This window comes from Hymenobacter jejuensis, assembly GCF_006337165.1.
GTDB classification, from domain to species: domain Bacteria; phylum Bacteroidota; class Bacteroidia; order Cytophagales; family Hymenobacteraceae; genus Hymenobacter; species Hymenobacter jejuensis.
In genome coordinates this window covers 3,337,935-3,354,970 of record NZ_CP040896.1, presented here as the reverse complement: position 1 = coordinate 3,354,970, position 17,036 = coordinate 3,337,935, and the positions used below count along the sequence as shown (strand labels likewise).

Genomic DNA, 17,036 nt, shown 5'->3' with positions numbered 1-17,036 from the left:
CTTTTCTAATACAGATGATAAACTGTGTTAGAAAAGCGTAACACCAAATTAACTGAGAATAATAGACATTAACTATGTAAATATTTCTGAATTATCCAAAAATAGATCTTGTGCTTAAAATCACTCTCTTTACTTATCCCCTTCTTGCCGCCTGAACCTTTTGCCACTTCATGGAAAACGATAATCATTCCTTTGCACCGGAAGCTACGTCCTCGTCTGAGCCGGCCGAAAACCCGAGTGCAACTAACTTCACCCAAGCCGCCAGCCCTGATGCTTTCGTACCCCGCACCGACTTCAGCCGGTTAAGCGCCAGTGCGGAGGCCGTGCGGCGCGAATTGGGTAAAGTAATTGTCGGTCAGCAGCAGTTGGTAGAGTTGCTGCTCACGGCTATTCTGGCCGATGGACACGTACTGCTGGAAGGCGTGCCGGGCGTAGCCAAAACTCTCATTGCCAAGCTATTAGCCCGCACGCTGGATGTGCCCTTTAGCCGCATCCAGTTCACCCCCGACCTGATGCCATCGGATGTGCTGGGCACCTCGGTTTTTCGGCCCAACAAAGCCGAATTTGAGTTTCGCCCCGGCCCGATTTTCTCCAGCATCATCTTGATCGACGAAATCAACCGGGCACCGGCCAAGACGCAATCGGCGCTGTTTGAGGTCATGGAAGAGCGCCACATAACGCAGGACGGCACCACGTACCAAATGCAGGAGCCCTTTGTAGTACTGGCTACGCAAAACCCTGTGGAACAAGAAGGTACCTACCGGCTTCCGGAGGCCCAGCTCGACCGTTTCCTCTTCAAAATCAACGTGGGTTACCCGACGGCGCAGGAAGAAGTTGCGATTCTGCAAGGGCATCATTCGGGCTTCGGAGGCATACCGCTGGATGCGGTGCAGCCGGTGCTCTCGGCGGCGCAGATTGCAGAGCTACGCCAGCAGGTGCGGCGCCAGCACGTCGAGCCGAAGCTGCTGGAATATATTGCGCAGCTGGTCGGGCAAACGCGGGCACACAAAGCACTTTATCTGGGCGCTTCGCCGCGGGCCTCGCTGGCCTTGCTCAACGGCGCTAAAGCGCTCGCTGCCCTCCGGGGCCGCGATTTTGTCACCCCCGAAGACATCCAGTTCCTGGCTCCTTCGGTGTTGCGTCACCGCATCCTGCTCACCCCCGAGCGCGAAATGGAAGGCGGCACCCCCGACGAAGTAGTACAATTGATTATTCAACAAGTTGAAGTGCCGCGGTAAGAAATTATTCGTTTTCATAACAAATTGAATATCAAATATTTATAAACTCAATGAAGTCGCTTTACCTGACACGGCGTTTTTTTATTGCGTTAGCGCTGGTAGCGACCGGATTTGTGGTGGCATTTTTTCTGCCTTCGCTGCTGCAACCCATGCGGGTGGCCTTGGGCATGCTGACTACGTTTACCCTGCTGGATTTGCTGTTGCTGTATGCGCCCGGCAGCAACGGCGCCGGGCAGGTATTTGGCCGGCGGGTGATGGGCGACAAGCTGGCCAACGGCAGCGACAACGACCTCGCGATCTATCTGGAAAACAGCTACCGGTTCCCGGTGAGCGTTGAAACGATAGATGAGATCCCCCACCAGTTTCAGCGCCGCGATGTGCTGTTTCGCAGCTCGTTGAAGGCTGGCGAAACAGGCATTATTCGTTACCAACTGCGACCGGTGAAGCGTGGCGAATACCAATTTGGGGCTTTGAACGTGTTTGCTGCCTCGCCCATTAGTTTGGTGCGGCGGCGCTTCCGCTACGGGCAAGATCAGATGGTACCGGTGTATCCGTCGTTTTTGCAAATGCGCCAATATGAGCTACTTGCCATTAGCAACCGGCTTACCGAAGTCGGCGTGAAGCGTATCCGGCGGGTGGGCCACAGCCTGGAGTTTGAGCAGGTCCGGCCCTACGTGCCCGGCGACGACCCGCGGGCCATCAACTGGAAAGCCACGGCGCGCCGCACCGATGCCAGCGGCGACACCTTGATTGTCAACCACTTCCAGGACGAACGCGCGCAGCAAGTGTACTCCCTCATTGACAAAGGCAGGGTGATGCGCATGCCATTTCAAGGGCTGAGCCTGCTGGATTATGCCATCAATGCGGCGCTGGTCGTCAGCAACATTGCCATTATTAAGCACGATAAAGCGGGCCTTATTACGTTCTCCGACCGTTTGGGCGCGCTCCTGCCCGCCGACCGTCGCGGCGGCCATATGCTCAAGATCCTAGAGGTTCTCTATAAGCAGCGCACCAAGTACTTAGAAACGGATTATGAGTTGCTGTATACCAACGTCAAAGCCAAAATTCGTCAGCGCAGCCTGCTGATTCTCTACACCAATTTCGAGACGCTGAACGGCATGCAACGGCAACTCCCCTACCTGCGGCGCTTGGCCAAAGACCATTTGCTCTTGGTTGTGTTTTTTGAAAATACCGAGCTACGCCACTTCCTCAACGCGCCTGCCCTCACCACAGAAGAAGTTTATAATCAGACAATTGCCGAAAAGTTCGCTCAGGAAAAGCGGCAGATTGTGCGCGAGCTGCAACGCTACGGAATCCACGCGCTGCTTACGGCGCCCGAGCACCTGACCGTAAACACCCTCAATCGGTATTTGGAGTTCAAAGCCCGCGGGTTGATTTGAGCGGCAAAGCAGACAGCACGCAACTACCTATCTTGCCTTGCCGATTTTCGTATGCTGGCTTGGTCGCTTAACCCACTCGTATGCTTCGTTCGCTTTTCCTTTTTGCCGCCGCGCTCTCTAGCGTAATTACCCCAGCCGCTTGTCAAACGCAGACGCCCACCGTAACGTCTGTGAGTTCGGCCAACCTGATGCCCGTGCCGGCCGAGGCACATTGGGGAGCCGCCCGCCTGTCCATCAAAGGCCAACTGAGTGTGCAGCTAGAAACTGATTCTGATCCGGCTGTGCGCGAAGCTTCGGCCCGGTTCGTAGCCCGTTTGGCGCAGCGCACCAAGCAAGTTGACGCGGGCAAAGCACCCGGCCTTACCATTCATTACGGACGAGCTGGGCAAGCCAAGCTCGGCGAAGACGAATCCTACAGCTTGCGCGTAACGCCCATGGGCATCGCGCTTACCTCGGCAACGAGTATAGGCGCCCTGCGCGGCCTGGCCACGCTGGAACAACTGGTGGTGCAGGACAAAAAGGGATTCTATTTTCCCGAAGTCGACATTACCGACCAGCCTCGGTTTGCCTGGCGTGGTTTGCTAATGGATGCCGCGCGGCATTTCATGCCGGTTTCCGTCGTCAAGCGCAACCTAGACGGTATGGCGGCGGTGAAGCTCAACGTGCTTCATTGGCATCTATCAGATGATCAGGGCTTTAGAGTAGAGAGCAAGTTATTTCCGCGTTTGCAGCAAGTAGGTGGTGAGGGCCACTATTATACCCAAGATCAGGTAAAAGAGATTGTCCGGTATGCGGCGGCCCGTGGCATCCGGGTGATCCCGGAGTTTGACATGCCCGGCCACACCACGGCCCTGATTGCGGCCAATCCAACCTTGGCCAGCAACGACTCTACATATGGTGTGACGGACCGCTGGGGCATTCTCAACATTGCCATCGACCCAACCCGGGAAAGCACCTACGAGTTTCTGGACAAGCTTTTTGGCGAAATGACCGCGCTGTTCCCCGATCCCTATTTCCACATCGGCGGCGACGAAAACGACGGGCGTCAATGGAAACGCAATCCGCGGATTGCCGCTTTCATGCGCGAAAACCACATGGTGAAAGCCAATGGCCAGCTCGACAACCATGCGCTGCAAACGCACTTCAATCGGCGCATCTTGCCCCTGCTGACCAAATACGGTAAGACGATGGTGGGTTGGGACGAGATTTTGGGGCCAGGCCTTCCTGAAAGTGCCGTTATCCAGAGTTGGCGCGGGCGAAAAGGGCTTTTTGAAGCCGCCAAAGCGGGGCACGCCACGCTGCTTTCCAACGGCTACTACATCGATTTGAACTACGGTGCTGCCAGCCATTACCTCAACGACCCTTTGCCCGCCGACGCCCCACTCACCGATGCCCAGAAGAAGCTGATTTTGGGAGGTGAAGCCACTATGTGGAGCGAATTTGTGGATTCTACCATTGTTGACAGCCGGATCTGGCCGCGCGCAGCGGCAGTTGCAGAGCGGCTGTGGTCGCCGGCTACGGTACGCGACGTGCCGGATATGTATCGCCGGTTGGCAGCAGTCAGCGACGAGATGGAGCTATTAGGCCTACAACACCGCCGCGCGCCCGAACAGCTCTTAAAGCAATTGGCCGCAGGCCGCGACGTGGCCCCGCTCCGCACGCTGGCCAGCGTAATCGAACCCGTAAAAGAATACAAGCGGCATTTTCAGGGCTTCAAGTATACGACTCGCACACCCCTGAACCGTCTGGTAGATGCGGCTCTACCCGAATCGGAGGTAGCTCATCAGTTTGGGGTCCAAGTTGATAAGCTGGTACAAGGTATTTCAACGGAAACCGGCAGTAGAATGCCCAAAGACGCTTCGGCCCGTGCGGCGCTCATCGCGGTGCAGACACAGCTTGCTCAATGGCAAGTCAATGACAAACTGCTTCAACCTACCCTCGCTGCTTCTCCCTCGCTTCAAGAATATGCTCCCCTGTCCGTGCGGCTCAGTGCCTTATCGGGTTTAGCTTTGGAGCACTTGCGTATGCTGGAAAAAGGAGAAGTTCCGTCGGCAGCCTGGCAAGCCGCTGCGCTGAAGCAAGTGGAAGCCGCTAAAGCACCCGCCGGCCAGACGGAACTCGTTGTGGTGGACAGCCTGCGCAAGCTGCTGGCAAGCTAACCCACTCCTTCTTCATAAAGTAAAAAGAGCCGCTAAGATCTTAGCGGCTCTTTTTACTTTATGAATACAAATACTTGATAATCAAGTATCTGTAACTAAATTTTCTTGCCTATTCTTTGTAGGTGAATACTTTATGACCGCCTTTCAATAGGTACTTATCGCGCTTGAACAGGTCGACGTCGGCTTTCACCATTTCGCTCACCAAGCCAGCTAAATCGTAACGGGGCTCCCAGCCCAGCTTCTCTTTGCACTTGGTAGGGTCACCGATTAGCAGTTCTACTTCCGTAGGGCGGAAATAAGCCGGATCGATTTTCACTACTACTTGGCCGATAGGCAGTTGGTATTCGGGATCGCTGCATTCGGTTACCGTTCCGATTTCGTCAACGCCCTCGCCGCTGAAGCTTACGGTAACGCCCACTTCTAAGAATGCCAGACGAATGAACTCGCGAACGGTGGTCGTAACGCCGGTGGCGATGACAAAGTCTTCGGGAACCTCCTGTTGCAGAATCAGCCACATGGCCTCCACGTAATCCTTGGCGTGGCCCCAGTCGCGCTTTGCGTCCAGGTTACCTAGGTCGATGCAATCTTGCAGACCCGTTACGATCTGGGCTACGCCACGGGTAATTTTGCGCGTCACGAAGGTTTCCCCGCGCATCGGCGACTCGTGGTTGAACAGGATACCGTTGACAGCGAACATGTTGTACGCCTCGCGGTAGTTGACCGTAATCCAGTAAGCATAGAGCTTAGCCACCGCGTAGGGCGAGCGCGGGTAGAAGGGGGTGGTTTCCGATTGGGGCACCTGCTGCACCAAGCCATACAGCTCGGAAGTCGAGGCCTGGTAGATTTTGGTCTTCTTCGTAAGCCCCAGAATCCGAACCGCTTCCAGAATACGCAGTGTACCTACGCCATCCACATCGGCCGTGTATTCGGGCGCATCGAACGACACCTTCACGTGCGACATTGCACCTAAGTTGTAGATCTCGTCGGGCTGCGTTTCCTGAATCAACCGGATCAGGTTGGTGGTATCCGACAGGTCACCGTAATGCAGCTTAAACTTGGCATCAGGGTCGTTGCCTTCGTAGAGGTGGTCTACGCGGTCGGTGTTGAAAAGCGACGAACGACGCTTCACGCCGTGGACTTCGTAGCCTTTGTTTAGTAAGAACTCGGCCAGATAAGATCCGTCTTGACCGGTGATACCCGTGATTAGAGCAACTTTCATGAGGAAATGCTTTTGATTGATAAAAGGCTCTGTATCAACATGATGCGCCAGAGCACTAAACAAAAAGATTTTATGGGCGTGGGCTGTTTACTGCCAAATCAAAGGTCAGTAGGAACAGCCATTTAAAACTACAAAGCTCTATGCCTGAGGCTGTTCTACCTTGGTCAGAAAGTCCTGGTAAGCCTTTTTAACACCCTCTTCCAGAGAAGTAGAATAACGCCAGCCTAGTTTTGCCAATTTGCTGACGTCCATGAGCTTGCGCGGCGTACCATCGGGATAAGTCGAGTTGAAAACCACGTTTCCTTCGTAGCCCGTTACGGATTTGACAAGCGCAGCCAGCTCAGCGATGGATACGTCCTCGCCGGTTCCGATGTTGACCAAGCCAGCCTCGTCGAAGTTTTCCAGCAGAAAGTAGCAGGCATCCGCCAAATCGTCGACGTACAAAAATTCGCGACGCGGCGTGCCCGTGCCCCATATCTCAACTTCCGGCGCGTTGTTTTGCTTGCCTTCGTGAAACTTACGCAGCAACGCAGGCAGCACGTGCGAGTTTTTAAGGTCGTAGTTGTCGTTGGGGCCGTACAGGTTGGTGGGCATAGCCGAGATGAAGTTCACCCCGTACTGACTCCGGTACGCATCACACAGCTTAATGCCGGCGATTTTGGCGATGGCGTAGGGCTCGTTGGTTTCCTCCAAAGGGCCGGTCAGGAGCGAATCTTCGTTCAGCGGCTGCGGCGCCATTTTGGGGTAGATGCACGATGAACCCAGAAACAGCAATTTCTTCACCCCGTGTAGGTAGCTCTGGTGAATGACGTTGCTCTCGATCATCAAGTTATCGTAGATGAACTCGGCCCGGTAGGTGTTGTTGGCCCAGATTCCCCCTACTTTAGCAGCAGCCAAGATCACATATTCGGGCTTTTCCGTTTCAAAGAAATCAGCTACTGCCGCCTGATTGCGCAGGTCGAGTTCGGCAGAATTACGAACCACAAAGTTGGTATGCCCCGCGCGTTGCATGCGGCGCATGATTGCAGAGCCTACCATTCCGCGGTGGCCTGCGATGTATACAGGAGCGTCGAGATTCATGTATTTTTCTTTAATAACGTAGGAGTATTGCCAGACTTCATGTATGCAATCAGAAGGTAAAGGTAACCTGCAATACCCAAATCATATGTTTGTATGATCAGGAAAGCTGAGCAGTTCCGTCCTTCGTAGCTGGAAATATAATCAGAACAGCACGGAAACTTGCATGCGGCCGGTGTGTACGGCGCCAAGCCCGTTGGGTTTTCGGCCGTCGTAGGCTAAGGTGAGGTTTAGGCCGTTGCTGAGGCGTTGTTCGAGGTTAAGAGTCCAGGTCAGGTTGTTGCCGGGCCGCAAGGCATTCAGGATCTCCAGACCAACCAGCGATGCCTGTTCCCCCGTAAATCCCACGCGCACAAAGCGGGTCGCGGCCGTTACGGTACGTTTGCTGACCTGGCTAAGCCGGGTTTCAAGACCCAACTCATCAAAAACGCCCCGCGTCTCGAGTTCTGGCCCTTGCGTGTTTTGCTTATTCGAGTGCACGTAAGTGCCCGTAAACCGTAAGGCCGTAGTTGGTTGGTAGCTGATTTCGGGGGTGGCTTCGTATATCAACAGCCGATAATTGCGGTTGGGCTGCGTAATAAGCGTCTGATAATCCGATACATTCTGCCGGATACTACGCGTCGTGGTAAGCCGGCCGGTGAAGGATTGAGCCAGCGTGCGCCGCAGCAGAATGCTCTGGCTGGCGAGGTTGCGAATGTCGGAACCGTTGGTGAGCAGTACTTTTTGCTGGGTTTGCTGCACCGTAAACTCTGCCCCGAAGATGGGATTGGAGCGGTTGAAATACAGCGTATTACGCAGCAGCTTATTGAGGGACAGCAACAGAGCATCGTCGGTTTGCAATGCAAAGGGATTCAGCCGCGAACCTAGGCTCTTGTCGGTAGTGCGACGGTCTAAGGCAACGCTGGTAAGCGTGCTAAAACGGGCAGCCGCTGCCCACCAACCGCCTTTTTCGCGCCAGCCGCGCGGGGCTGCCATGGTGAGGCGATAACTGAAACGATTGGTAAAGGCCGAGATATAGTCGTTGGTTGGCAGAAACACTTTGATGTGCGTCCGGTATTGTGCATCTGGCGTTTGGGCCTCAAAAAACTCTTCTTTATCCTGCCGACCGTTGCCGTTGGCGTCGCCGCCGTAATAGTGCGTGCCTTGGCCATTGGGCACGGGCAAGAAGGAGTAATCGCGCCGCAGTTCCCGACCCGTCGCGACGCTGTAACTCAACTCCGAGCGAATCTGGTTTTGCAGCAACGAGGCGTTCCAGTCCAGTTTGGCCAATACCGTCCGCTGCCGGGCACTATCCCGCACAGCCAAATCACGATACGTAGCTAATATATTGATATCCTGATACTTACCAATACGACTAATAAAACTTCCCTGCCAAGTCTGAGCGCGGCCGCGCAGCTGCAAGGCATCGTTGAGCGTGTCGCGGTCGCGGCGGTAGGTATAGTCGAGGCGGAACCGGGTTTTGGCGCTGTCGCGGCTTTGGATGAAGAAAGCATGCTCGTCGTAATAGTTGGCCGAGCTAAGCGAATCGCCACCGGGTAGCGCTACCCGGTTTTTGTCGAAGCGGTACGCGTACCCCGGCACGATGGCCCCGCGCACGTAGCGCGCCGTTGCCTCGCCCCGCGCCCAGCGCGATTGCCGACGGCCAGCTTCGGAACTCAGCAGAAACAAGCCGCCGCGCATTTCCACAGCGCCTAGCTGGTGCGCTACATCAAGCCAGTTCTGCACTCCGTTGACTTCGCCCGCGCGGTAGCGGCGGCTCAGCCGGTAGTTGAACAGGTTGTTGGGATCTTTTACTGCCCCCGCCGAGAAGTTAAAAATATTGTCTTCGCGCGCTGGCCGCCGGGTAGCGTTGCCCTGTACCGTGCTGGTTGTGCTCCAGTTGCGGTCAAATTCGATGTCGCGGTAGCGATCTACGGGCGAAAATCGGCTGCTGGTGTATTCGTAATCCAGCGTACTGCGGAACTTGTAGTTCTTCAGGATGGGCATGTTCAACTCCCGATCCTGCACCGCATACCCGACGCGAAAGGCTTGCCCCTTATCCGATTGTGGCGAAAAGCGGTTTAAGTCGAGATCCGAAGAAGAAAGATCGACAAAAACCGTAGCCGTCGAATCGAGGCGGTAGCTGGCGCCCATCGTCACCATCTGCTTTTGCAGGGGCGTCGGCAGCAGGCGTACCGGTTGGTAACGGCCCTGCCGCTTGCCGTTGACGGGGGCTACGTATTCAAATACGCGCCCGTTGGCATTGGCATTTTGGCTGCTCAATACGTAATCACCCTCCCCTTGTGCCACTTCCGTAAACCGAACGTTGTAGACGCCCCGCGTAGAATCGGGAGGATACGAAAACGACGCAACGCGCTGATTGGTAACCGGATCTAACCGAACCTGCCGGCTGTATTGCACCTGACGCCGGTCATAAGCCACAGAGTCGGCGCCGGGCGTAACGGCCTGCGCCACGTTGTCGGGGATGCGGCGCAATAATTCCCGATCCGATTCCTTCAGCTCCAGGTTTGGTGAGTTATCGGGGTTATCCGATTCGCGGTAATAGTTTGCGTGCACTTGCAACCGGCCCAACTCCTGGTAGTGACTGAGTTGAAAAAGCGAGCGGGCGTAGTTGAAATCGGAGTACTCAAAATCAACCTTGATGCGCGAGTTGCGAGTAATCAGGTGCTTGGGCGTAAAGGTGATTTCGGCTTGGTTGTAATCGATGACGTAATCGAAATCGAAGCCTCGCGTCATCAGCCGGCCGTCGAGATACACCCGCTCTGAGTTGGCAAGCACGATGATAAACTGCTCCCCATTAGGCCCGCGCAATCGGTACGGTCCCTGCACGTTTTCCAGCGGCGCGATATCAATTGAGGCAAATTTGCCCTTGGCCACACCAGCGGCGGCTGTGGTACTGCTCCGCTTGCCGGGGCCTTGCGCCAAATTGGCTTCTACGGCTGCGCCCTGCACGTTTTTGTAGTACCGCAGGAAATAGTCGGGCTTGTTGCGAAACACCACGTCGCCGGCCGACAGGTTCCAGCGCGGATGCGTGAGCGTGATGTAAATGCGGTCGAACTGCTGGAGCTGCTGCGTGTTGCCCTCCGGCTGAAACGGCACGTTCTGATCCGAAATAGCGGCAATCAGATTGATCTGATCGGTCAGTTTGCCTTCCAATTGCAGGTTAAGCGCTGAGTTAACGAACACGTTCTGCGTATTCCCGAAGGAAATTCCGCGCGCCAAATTGCCCGTTTTGTTGATACCCGGCGTACTGAGAATCTGCTCTTTGACCGCAAAATCTTCGTAGCTGAAAGGCCTGCGCGGAAAGCCAACGCTGTCGATCAGGCTGCGCGGGCGACGGTAGCGCGGGGCCGTGAGCCGCAGCGGCAACACCCGGTAGCAGACCAAAACGGAATCGGATTCGGCGGACGGAAATTGCAAGTCAGGTTGGCCGGGCTCGGGGGCAGGAAAACGACTTTGGGCCCGGATAAAAAAGTATTGATCGGAGCGCGAATCGTACGATACGGAGCGCCCATTGGCCATCACCGACGACGGCACTACGGTAAGCGAATCCGAAAGCCGAAACGCCGTAGAATCGCGGCCCGGCACGAGCCGAAGCCATTGGCAACGGCGGGTATTGGGCGGCCCAATCTGTTGGCCCACAACAACATCAGCCACCAGCAGCAGGACGAGCAGCAGGCAAAAGCGCAGGAGGCCGTGCGTAGTGCTGCTAATCATACGGTGTATTAAAGGGACTGATAACCAATACTTCTTCAGCTCAACAACGCTCGGAGCCGCCAGATTCGTGCCGTGGCTTTGCCCGCTTATGGGCTGCTATATTCTGCTTATTTGCTTTATAAAATTATAAGCACTTCACTATCAAGCTTATTCGGGAGCTAGCGGTAGCTCTACACAGAAAGTAGTACCGACGCCTTCCTGGGTTTCAAACCAAATCCGGCCGCCGGCGCTCTCGATGCCACGGCGCGCCACAGCCAAGCCAATACCAGAACCCGAGGCTTTGGTGGTGAAATTGGGCACAAATATTTTGTCGCGTACTGCCTCCGGAATGCCCGTGCCGTTGTCCTGTATGCAAATCCGGACCCGATCGGTGCCTACCGGCTCCAGTTTGGCTTTGATTTTGGATTTACGCCCCTCAGGCACCGCCTGCAACGCATTGATTAGCAAATTGTTAAGCGTCCGCACCAGCAGATTTTCGTCGGCATAGACGATATAGCGTTCTTGTTCTGCATCGCCGGGCAGCACCAACGGAATGCCGCCCACCAACCCACCTTGGTGCAACTCAACTGTGCGCCGCAGAATAGGTACAATGTCCAAGCGCTCGGGTCGCATGGCGGGCAAATTGGTGAACGTGCTAAACGATGTGGCAATATCCGTAAGCACATCAATCTGAGTGATAAGCGTTTGCGAAATCTTGCCAATCAACTCCTCGGTATTGGGGCGGCGCTCCGCAATGGCTTTTTGCAGGTATTGCAGCGAAAGCTTCATCGGCGTCAGCGGATTCTTGATCTCGTGCGCTACTTGGCGGGCCATTTCGCGCCACGCGGCCTCTTTCTCCTGGGTGGCCAACTCCTGTTTGCTCTCTTCTAGCTTCAGCAACATGGCGTTGTACTCGCGCACCAGTAACCCGATTTCGTCCGACGATTGATACGAGAGCATCTCGTTTTGCCCCGTAAGCGTGGTATGGCGCAGCTTCTCGGTAATGAGCTTCAGCGGCTCGGTTAGGATGCGGGAAGCAATAAACGTAAGCAACAGGAACAGAATGAACATCACCGTGAAGATGTTCAAGATGGTGGAAATCAACTCAATAAGCTTGTTGTCCAAATCCTTTTCCGAATCGAAGAAGGGAATACCAACGTAACCAATCACGGTGCCCGAACGCCCCGGTTGCGCCGACGGTGCCCGCAACGGCAGATACAGCGCGTTGAACGACAACGAACCCGCCTGCTCCGAAAGCAGCACCCGCGGCTGCCCGCGCTCGGCCAAAGAGGCCACCGCCTGTGCATTCATCAGCGGGCTGAGCAGCCCCGATTCAAAGATGATGGGCTGGCTGCTCACCAGCAGGTTGCCGTCGGCACCGTACAGGTTCAGGTCGGTTTCCGTGAGGCTGGCTACGTTATCGGCCAAATCGGTAAGGGCAACGCGACCGGCCGAATCAGCCAATAAAGCACTGTTTTTCAACAAGTTCTCCTGCACGGCCTTGCCACGGCGCTCGTAGTTGCGCCGTAAGTCACGCTTGTAGGAATCGGTAACCTGACTGGCCGTGGCAATGCTGACGACCAAGAGCGGAATGAAGATTCCGAAGTTGAGGAACAGCTGAATCTTGGTGCTGAAGTTAGTACGGAAGACGTTCAGGTAACGTCCTTTGGCCAGCATATACAAGCCCACGCAAAGCAGCCAGCAAAACGTGTGCAGCAGAAACAGGAAGGAAAAATTGGCCAGCCAATTGCTAAACGAATACGTGTAAGTCGTCACAACCACAGTTCGGTGCTGGGCACCGCGCACAGCCAAGTGGTGCACCCGCCCAATCGACAAGCCCGAAGTATACAACCGCGGATCAGCCAACTGTGTGGTGGTCAGGCGGTTGACGTAATCAAAATCACCTTCACTATATACCAAGCGGTTATTTTCATACCCGGCATAGCTCAACTCGGGTCCTAAGCCGGGTTGAAAGAACTTCTGGTCAATCAGCAGCTCCGGCACCACGCTGTATGCCGTTATCTTCTTGAGCGACAGCTCCAAAACAATCGTGCAAACTCCGGGCGTAAGAGTCCGGACGGGCAGGAAAGCCACATAGCGCCGCGAGCTAAACGAGTTGCTGTTGTGAATCAGGTACAGATTGGGCTGGTCGGTAGAGACGGCAGTACGCAACAACCTGTTTCTGAATTGCTTAAGCGACCCGATGCCATCGTCGGGCTCAACCGGCCGGCCGGCTTGGTCGAATAGGGTTACAATGACTTCGTACTTGTCGAAATAATCGCGCAGGTAATGCTTCACGATTTTTTGGCGCACCATGTCCTGATTGGAGAACGGGCTACCCAACTTCTTGATAATCAGAGAGTCTTCGGCGATGCTATGCATGCGCTCGGCCAACAGGTACTCACCCTGCAAGTCATTGTCTACCAATAAGTTACCTGCTACACGCTGTTTATTTAGAATCAGCTGGCGATCGAAGTGCTCGTACAAGGCCAAGCTGCCAACAGCCGAGCTGATGGCCAGCATCATGAAAATAAACAGGTACACTTGGTATGGCACCACAGCAGCCAATTGCTTGATGCCGGTGAGGCGCAGCACGAAGAAGAAAATAAACGTGATGCCCAGCAGGGTTGCCGCGTGCAACTGCTCAGTAATCAGCCAGGTAGGCAGAAGCACCAACGCAGTCAACAGCAAAATGAGTGCTGTAACTCGTTTGCTCGAGGGATGTTCGATGGCGCTGAAAACCTGCGCCAGTATGTAGAAACCAATCAGATACCCAACGGTATGCAGAATGATGGCCAGGCAGAGCAGGATTTTGAATCCGGAGACTTGGATATCCTGCGTGACATCCAGCACAAGCTGGGAGTTGTTGAAGGTATTGGCGTAGAAGTGGTAAAGTGATTCGAGCAGGCTATAAAAACCCGCTATGGCGAGCATGCCGACAATTGCCCGCGGCCCGATGCCACTTATACGCCGGAACAGACGCATTACGCCGTACCAGCGAAACAGCAAAAGCACGTAGTAGGCGGCCACCACGAAAAGAGCCGCGTTGATCAGCAAGTCACCCAGGGAAGGCGACAGCAGAGAAGCTGCATAGACTTTAGGGTCGAAGAGCGGCAACTCAATAAAGGAAAAGGGCAGTCCAAAGTAGAGCAGACCGCCCCGAAATACAGCCAGCGGCACGACTATGGCCAAGGCTCCTTGCAGTACTTTGCTCTGGGCAAAGAGGTGCCGGGCCAACTTTATCCAGCCCGCCAAATAGAATCCAAAACCGATCAGAAGCAGGGCTAACGGCAGATATTCGCCCGTTACGGGATTGGGCTGCATGCTTTCCACCGAGAAAAGGTAGTTGCCTTCCTCTGCGTACAAACGGGCAAAATGAGGATTGGAACTATTGGGAATGAGCTTCACCGCCATGCCGCGAAACAAGGCGCGTTCAGAGCCCTCCCGCAGGTAGCGGTTGCTGATGCCGTAATGGCGCTCTAGCGGAACATACGTCAGGATAACGTATTGCCCGACTAACCGCCTCAATACCAAGAAGTTGCCAAACTTCATTTCCACGAGCTTTTCGCGGAAATTCTGGCCGACATTCTCAGCCTCGGGTTTGGTTGTATGGTCAGACCAGTAAAGCAACTTCTCGCCCTTAAAGACGAAGCAGGGATAGGTGGTGCGGTTGATTAAGGTACTGAAGCGGAGCTTTTTTTGCAGTATTTGCTCGGCTACTACATCGGCTTCGCCCTCAGCAGTTTGCTCAGCATCGATAAGCATAGCCTGCAAGCGGGCTGTATCGGCACGTGAAAGCACGCCGGCCTCTTGGCCGTAATGGTTACTCACGTAAGCCCCCACCAAGCAAAGCAAAGAAGCCAGCAATAACAGCAGTGGGGAAAAGCGATACGATTTCAATAGGAGAATAGCTAGGCTAAACAACACCGCCGCAGCGGACCGAGATATAGGCTTCTAACAAAAATGCCGCCATTCGGCGGCATTTCCTATTCACGACCAAAGCGTTACGCTTCCAAGGAAGGCTCTCTGGCTAGGGATAGATCATAATCGATGCCTCCAAACAAGTAAAGCATCACTGCGCGGGCATAGCGAAACATCATTGGGGTCAGCAACAGTACGACTGCCGCTACCGTGGTCACGTACACCCAAACCGGGGGATCGCCTGCCAGGAAATAGAGTCCGATGCCCGTTAATACAACGATGCCTACTGAGAAGCCATAGCTCACGTACATCGCGCCCCAATAGAAGCCTACTTCCGGCTCGTAGTGCTGGCCGCATACGCTGCACGTCTCGTACATGTCGTCGAACTTGGCAAGGTTCCAGACCGAGTACCGAAACAACGGGCCACGCCGGCATCTTGGACACCGCAGCGCCACGAGGGCTAAGAGGGCCGAGCGAGGGCTTGAGCCCACTATTTCTTCTGGTGGCTGTGCCGATACCAGAAGAAACCTACTGCACCCATTAGCAGATAAGGGATGGTCATCAGATAAACGATGCCCTTGTTCAACCCCGTGTAGTCGGCGGCATCCTTTTCGGTCCGCGCCGATTCTACCTGCGTCTTGCACATGGTGCATTGCGCTTGGGCAGCTATTGGAGCTATGCTAAGCAACACGCTCAATAACAGCAGCAAGAACCCGGATGCAAAAACCTTTTTCATATTTATCTAACAGCCTGAATTCAACAAAGTTTCCTGGGCTTACACGTAGTAAGGCGCAATCATCAGGTAAACTACCACGCCCGTCACCGATACATACAGCCACACGGGGAAAGTCCAGCGGGCAATCCTGCGGTGCTTTGCAAACTGCTGTGTTAGAGCAAAATACAAAGTAAACAACACTAAGCCAACCGTGACAGCAGCAAGCAAAATGTGCGTAATCAGGATGAAGTAATAAACTGTTCTGATGAAGCCTTCCCCACCGAATTTGGTGACAATGCCTTGGGAGTGGTACGCCACATAGGAAACCAGAAAAATTGATCCCAAGATGAAGGCAACCCCCATCATCGCACGGTGCTTAGCGACCTCTTTGCGGCGGATGAAATAATATCCTAACAGGAGGAAAACTGCAGTCAGCGAATTTAAGACGGCATTGACAGCCGGCAGCATTTTAACTTCAGCGCCCGGAATTCGAAATGATCCTGGCCAAAAATACAAGACAGCTACTGCAAGCGGTATTACGGCCGCCAGCGCCCCCATGATGACTTTGTACTTCGTCTGCTTGCCCGGATCAAGTACCGGATTTGTTGTGGTCATAGGTATAAAGCAGGATGCTGATTTCGGTGATGAGCCGCTCGATCTCCCGTGTGTCAGTACCATCATAGATTCCTCGGACATGTTTGTCGCGGTCTACGAGGAATAATTGCTGACTGTGCACCAGCCCAGGCGCTTCTCCCGTGGGAGGCGGCAAGCGAAACTCTCGCGTAGCTAACTGGTAGATCGCTGATTTGTTGCCAGTAAGAAAATACCACTTACCGGCAATAGCGCCGTACTGCTCTGAATAGCGCTCCAGCACAGCAGCAGAATCATGTACCGGATCAACGGTGTACGAAACCAACTTTACACGTGGTTCGTGCCGAAACTTTTCCTGAACCCGAGCCAACTGGTTGTTCATCTGGGGGCAGGCGCCTGCGCAGGTTGTGTAGAAAAAGCTTGCGACGTACAGGCTGCCGTTCAAGTCTTTCTGCGTAGTCGTGCGGCCCGATTGCGATTGCAGGATAAAGTCAGCTACCTGATGAAAAACAGTATCGCGCTTCCACTTCTCCCCTATCTGCGTTGAATCAACACGATCGGGCAGGTAAGTGCGAAGCGCGAAACTGTTGGAACCAAAGCTCTTCAGAAACAGAAAGGCTAAGACTGGCACCAAAAGGATGAGGCCCAAAACCAAAGTTTGTTTGGGCCTCATCGATTATTGAAATGCGTTATGAATTACCTCACCGAGGTAAGAGCCTTCCGTAATCAGGGCAACAAGTAGCCAGATCAACAGGGCCATCGGAATCAAAATCGTCCAGATAAGCCCTTTGGTTTCATGCTTTAAGTGCATGAATTCTCCAACGATGAAGAAGGCTTTAAAAATTGTAAGGATGATGAAAATGCTATTGCGGAGGGTGCTTGCGTGCATCGTGAACACGAAAACGAACTCCAATGCAGTGATACCGACCAATACGAAGAAGGTTTTCCAGATCCAAGCTGTTACTGGTTTTGGAATTTCCCCTACCTGCGTGGGCTGATTAGATGCGTGCTGAGCCATTT

General features: G+C 54.3%; 12 protein-coding genes. 3 read left to right on the top strand and 9 right to left on the bottom strand.

Going from position 1 to position 17,036, the window contains the following annotated elements; genetic code table 11:
* Positions 1-170 precede the first annotated feature (170 nt).
* From FHG12_RS13930 to FHG12_RS13920, 3 genes are all read left to right on the top strand, one after another.
* The gene (locus tag FHG12_RS13930) at positions 171-1,238 is read left to right on the top strand and encodes an AAA family ATPase (protein WP_139516307.1); all 1,068 of its coding nucleotides are present in this window, start codon (positions 171-173) and stop codon (positions 1,236-1,238) included.
* Positions 1,239-1,279: 41 nt separating this feature from the next.
* The gene (locus tag FHG12_RS13925; protein WP_230471374.1) at positions 1,280-2,638 is read left to right on the top strand and encodes a DUF58 domain-containing protein; all 1,359 of its coding nucleotides are present in this window, start codon (positions 1,280-1,282) and stop codon (positions 2,636-2,638) included.
* An 80-nt stretch (positions 2,639-2,718) separates the two neighbouring features.
* Positions 2,719-4,797 (top strand): beta-N-acetylhexosaminidase, encoded by a 2,079-nt coding sequence (locus FHG12_RS13920; RefSeq protein ID WP_139516305.1) that lies wholly within the window; start codon positions 2,719-2,721, stop codon positions 4,795-4,797.
* Positions 4,798-4,906: 109 nt separating this feature from the next.
* Here the strand turns inward: FHG12_RS13920 and gmd are convergent, their stop codons facing one another.
* From gmd to FHG12_RS13875, 9 genes are all read right to left on the bottom strand, one after another.
* The gene (gene gmd / locus FHG12_RS13915; RefSeq protein WP_139516304.1) at positions 4,907-6,016 is read right to left on the bottom strand and encodes a GDP-mannose 4,6-dehydratase; all 1,110 of its coding nucleotides are present in this window, start codon (positions 6,014-6,016) and stop codon (positions 4,907-4,909) included.
* A gap of 138 nt (positions 6,017-6,154) precedes the next feature.
* Entirely contained in the window at positions 6,155-7,096 is a 942-nt protein-coding gene (locus FHG12_RS13910) for a GDP-L-fucose synthase family protein (RefSeq protein ID WP_139516303.1), read from the bottom strand.
* Positions 7,097-7,237: 141 nt separating this feature from the next.
* A complete protein-coding gene (locus FHG12_RS13905; protein ID WP_139516302.1) occupies positions 7,238-10,810 on the bottom strand; it encodes a hypothetical protein in 3,573 nt (1,190 codons plus the stop codon).
* Positions 10,811-10,957: 147 nt separating this feature from the next.
* Positions 10,958-14,689 carry a sensor histidine kinase gene (locus FHG12_RS13900; protein ID WP_139516301.1) on the bottom strand — a complete coding sequence of 1,244 codons (3,732 nt, stop codon included), beginning with the start codon at positions 14,687-14,689 and terminating at the stop codon, positions 10,958-10,960.
* Positions 14,690-14,793: 104 nt separating this feature from the next.
* Positions 14,794-15,129, bottom strand: a complete 336-nt coding sequence (locus FHG12_RS13895) for a DUF983 domain-containing protein (RefSeq protein WP_230471126.1) — start codon at positions 15,127-15,129, stop codon at positions 14,794-14,796.
* A 71-nt stretch (positions 15,130-15,200) separates the two neighbouring features.
* Positions 15,201-15,446, bottom strand: a complete 246-nt coding sequence (locus tag FHG12_RS13890) for a hypothetical protein (protein ID WP_139516300.1) — start codon at positions 15,444-15,446, stop codon at positions 15,201-15,203.
* 39 nt (positions 15,447-15,485) lie between these two features.
* Positions 15,486-16,040, bottom strand: a complete 555-nt coding sequence (locus tag FHG12_RS13885; RefSeq protein ID WP_139516299.1) for a DUF420 domain-containing protein — start codon at positions 16,038-16,040, stop codon at positions 15,486-15,488.
* Complete coding sequence (locus FHG12_RS13880) at positions 16,015-16,665, bottom strand: SCO family protein (RefSeq protein WP_165699402.1); 651 nt, start codon at positions 16,663-16,665, stop codon at positions 16,015-16,017. The genes FHG12_RS13885 and FHG12_RS13880 overlap by 26 nt, the downstream gene beginning before the upstream one ends.
* 27 nt (positions 16,666-16,692) lie before the next feature.
* The gene (locus tag FHG12_RS13875; protein ID WP_139516297.1) at positions 16,693-17,034 is read right to left on the bottom strand and encodes a cytochrome C oxidase subunit IV family protein; all 342 of its coding nucleotides are present in this window, start codon (positions 17,032-17,034) and stop codon (positions 16,693-16,695) included.
* Between the last annotated feature and the right edge of the window lie 2 nt (positions 17,035-17,036).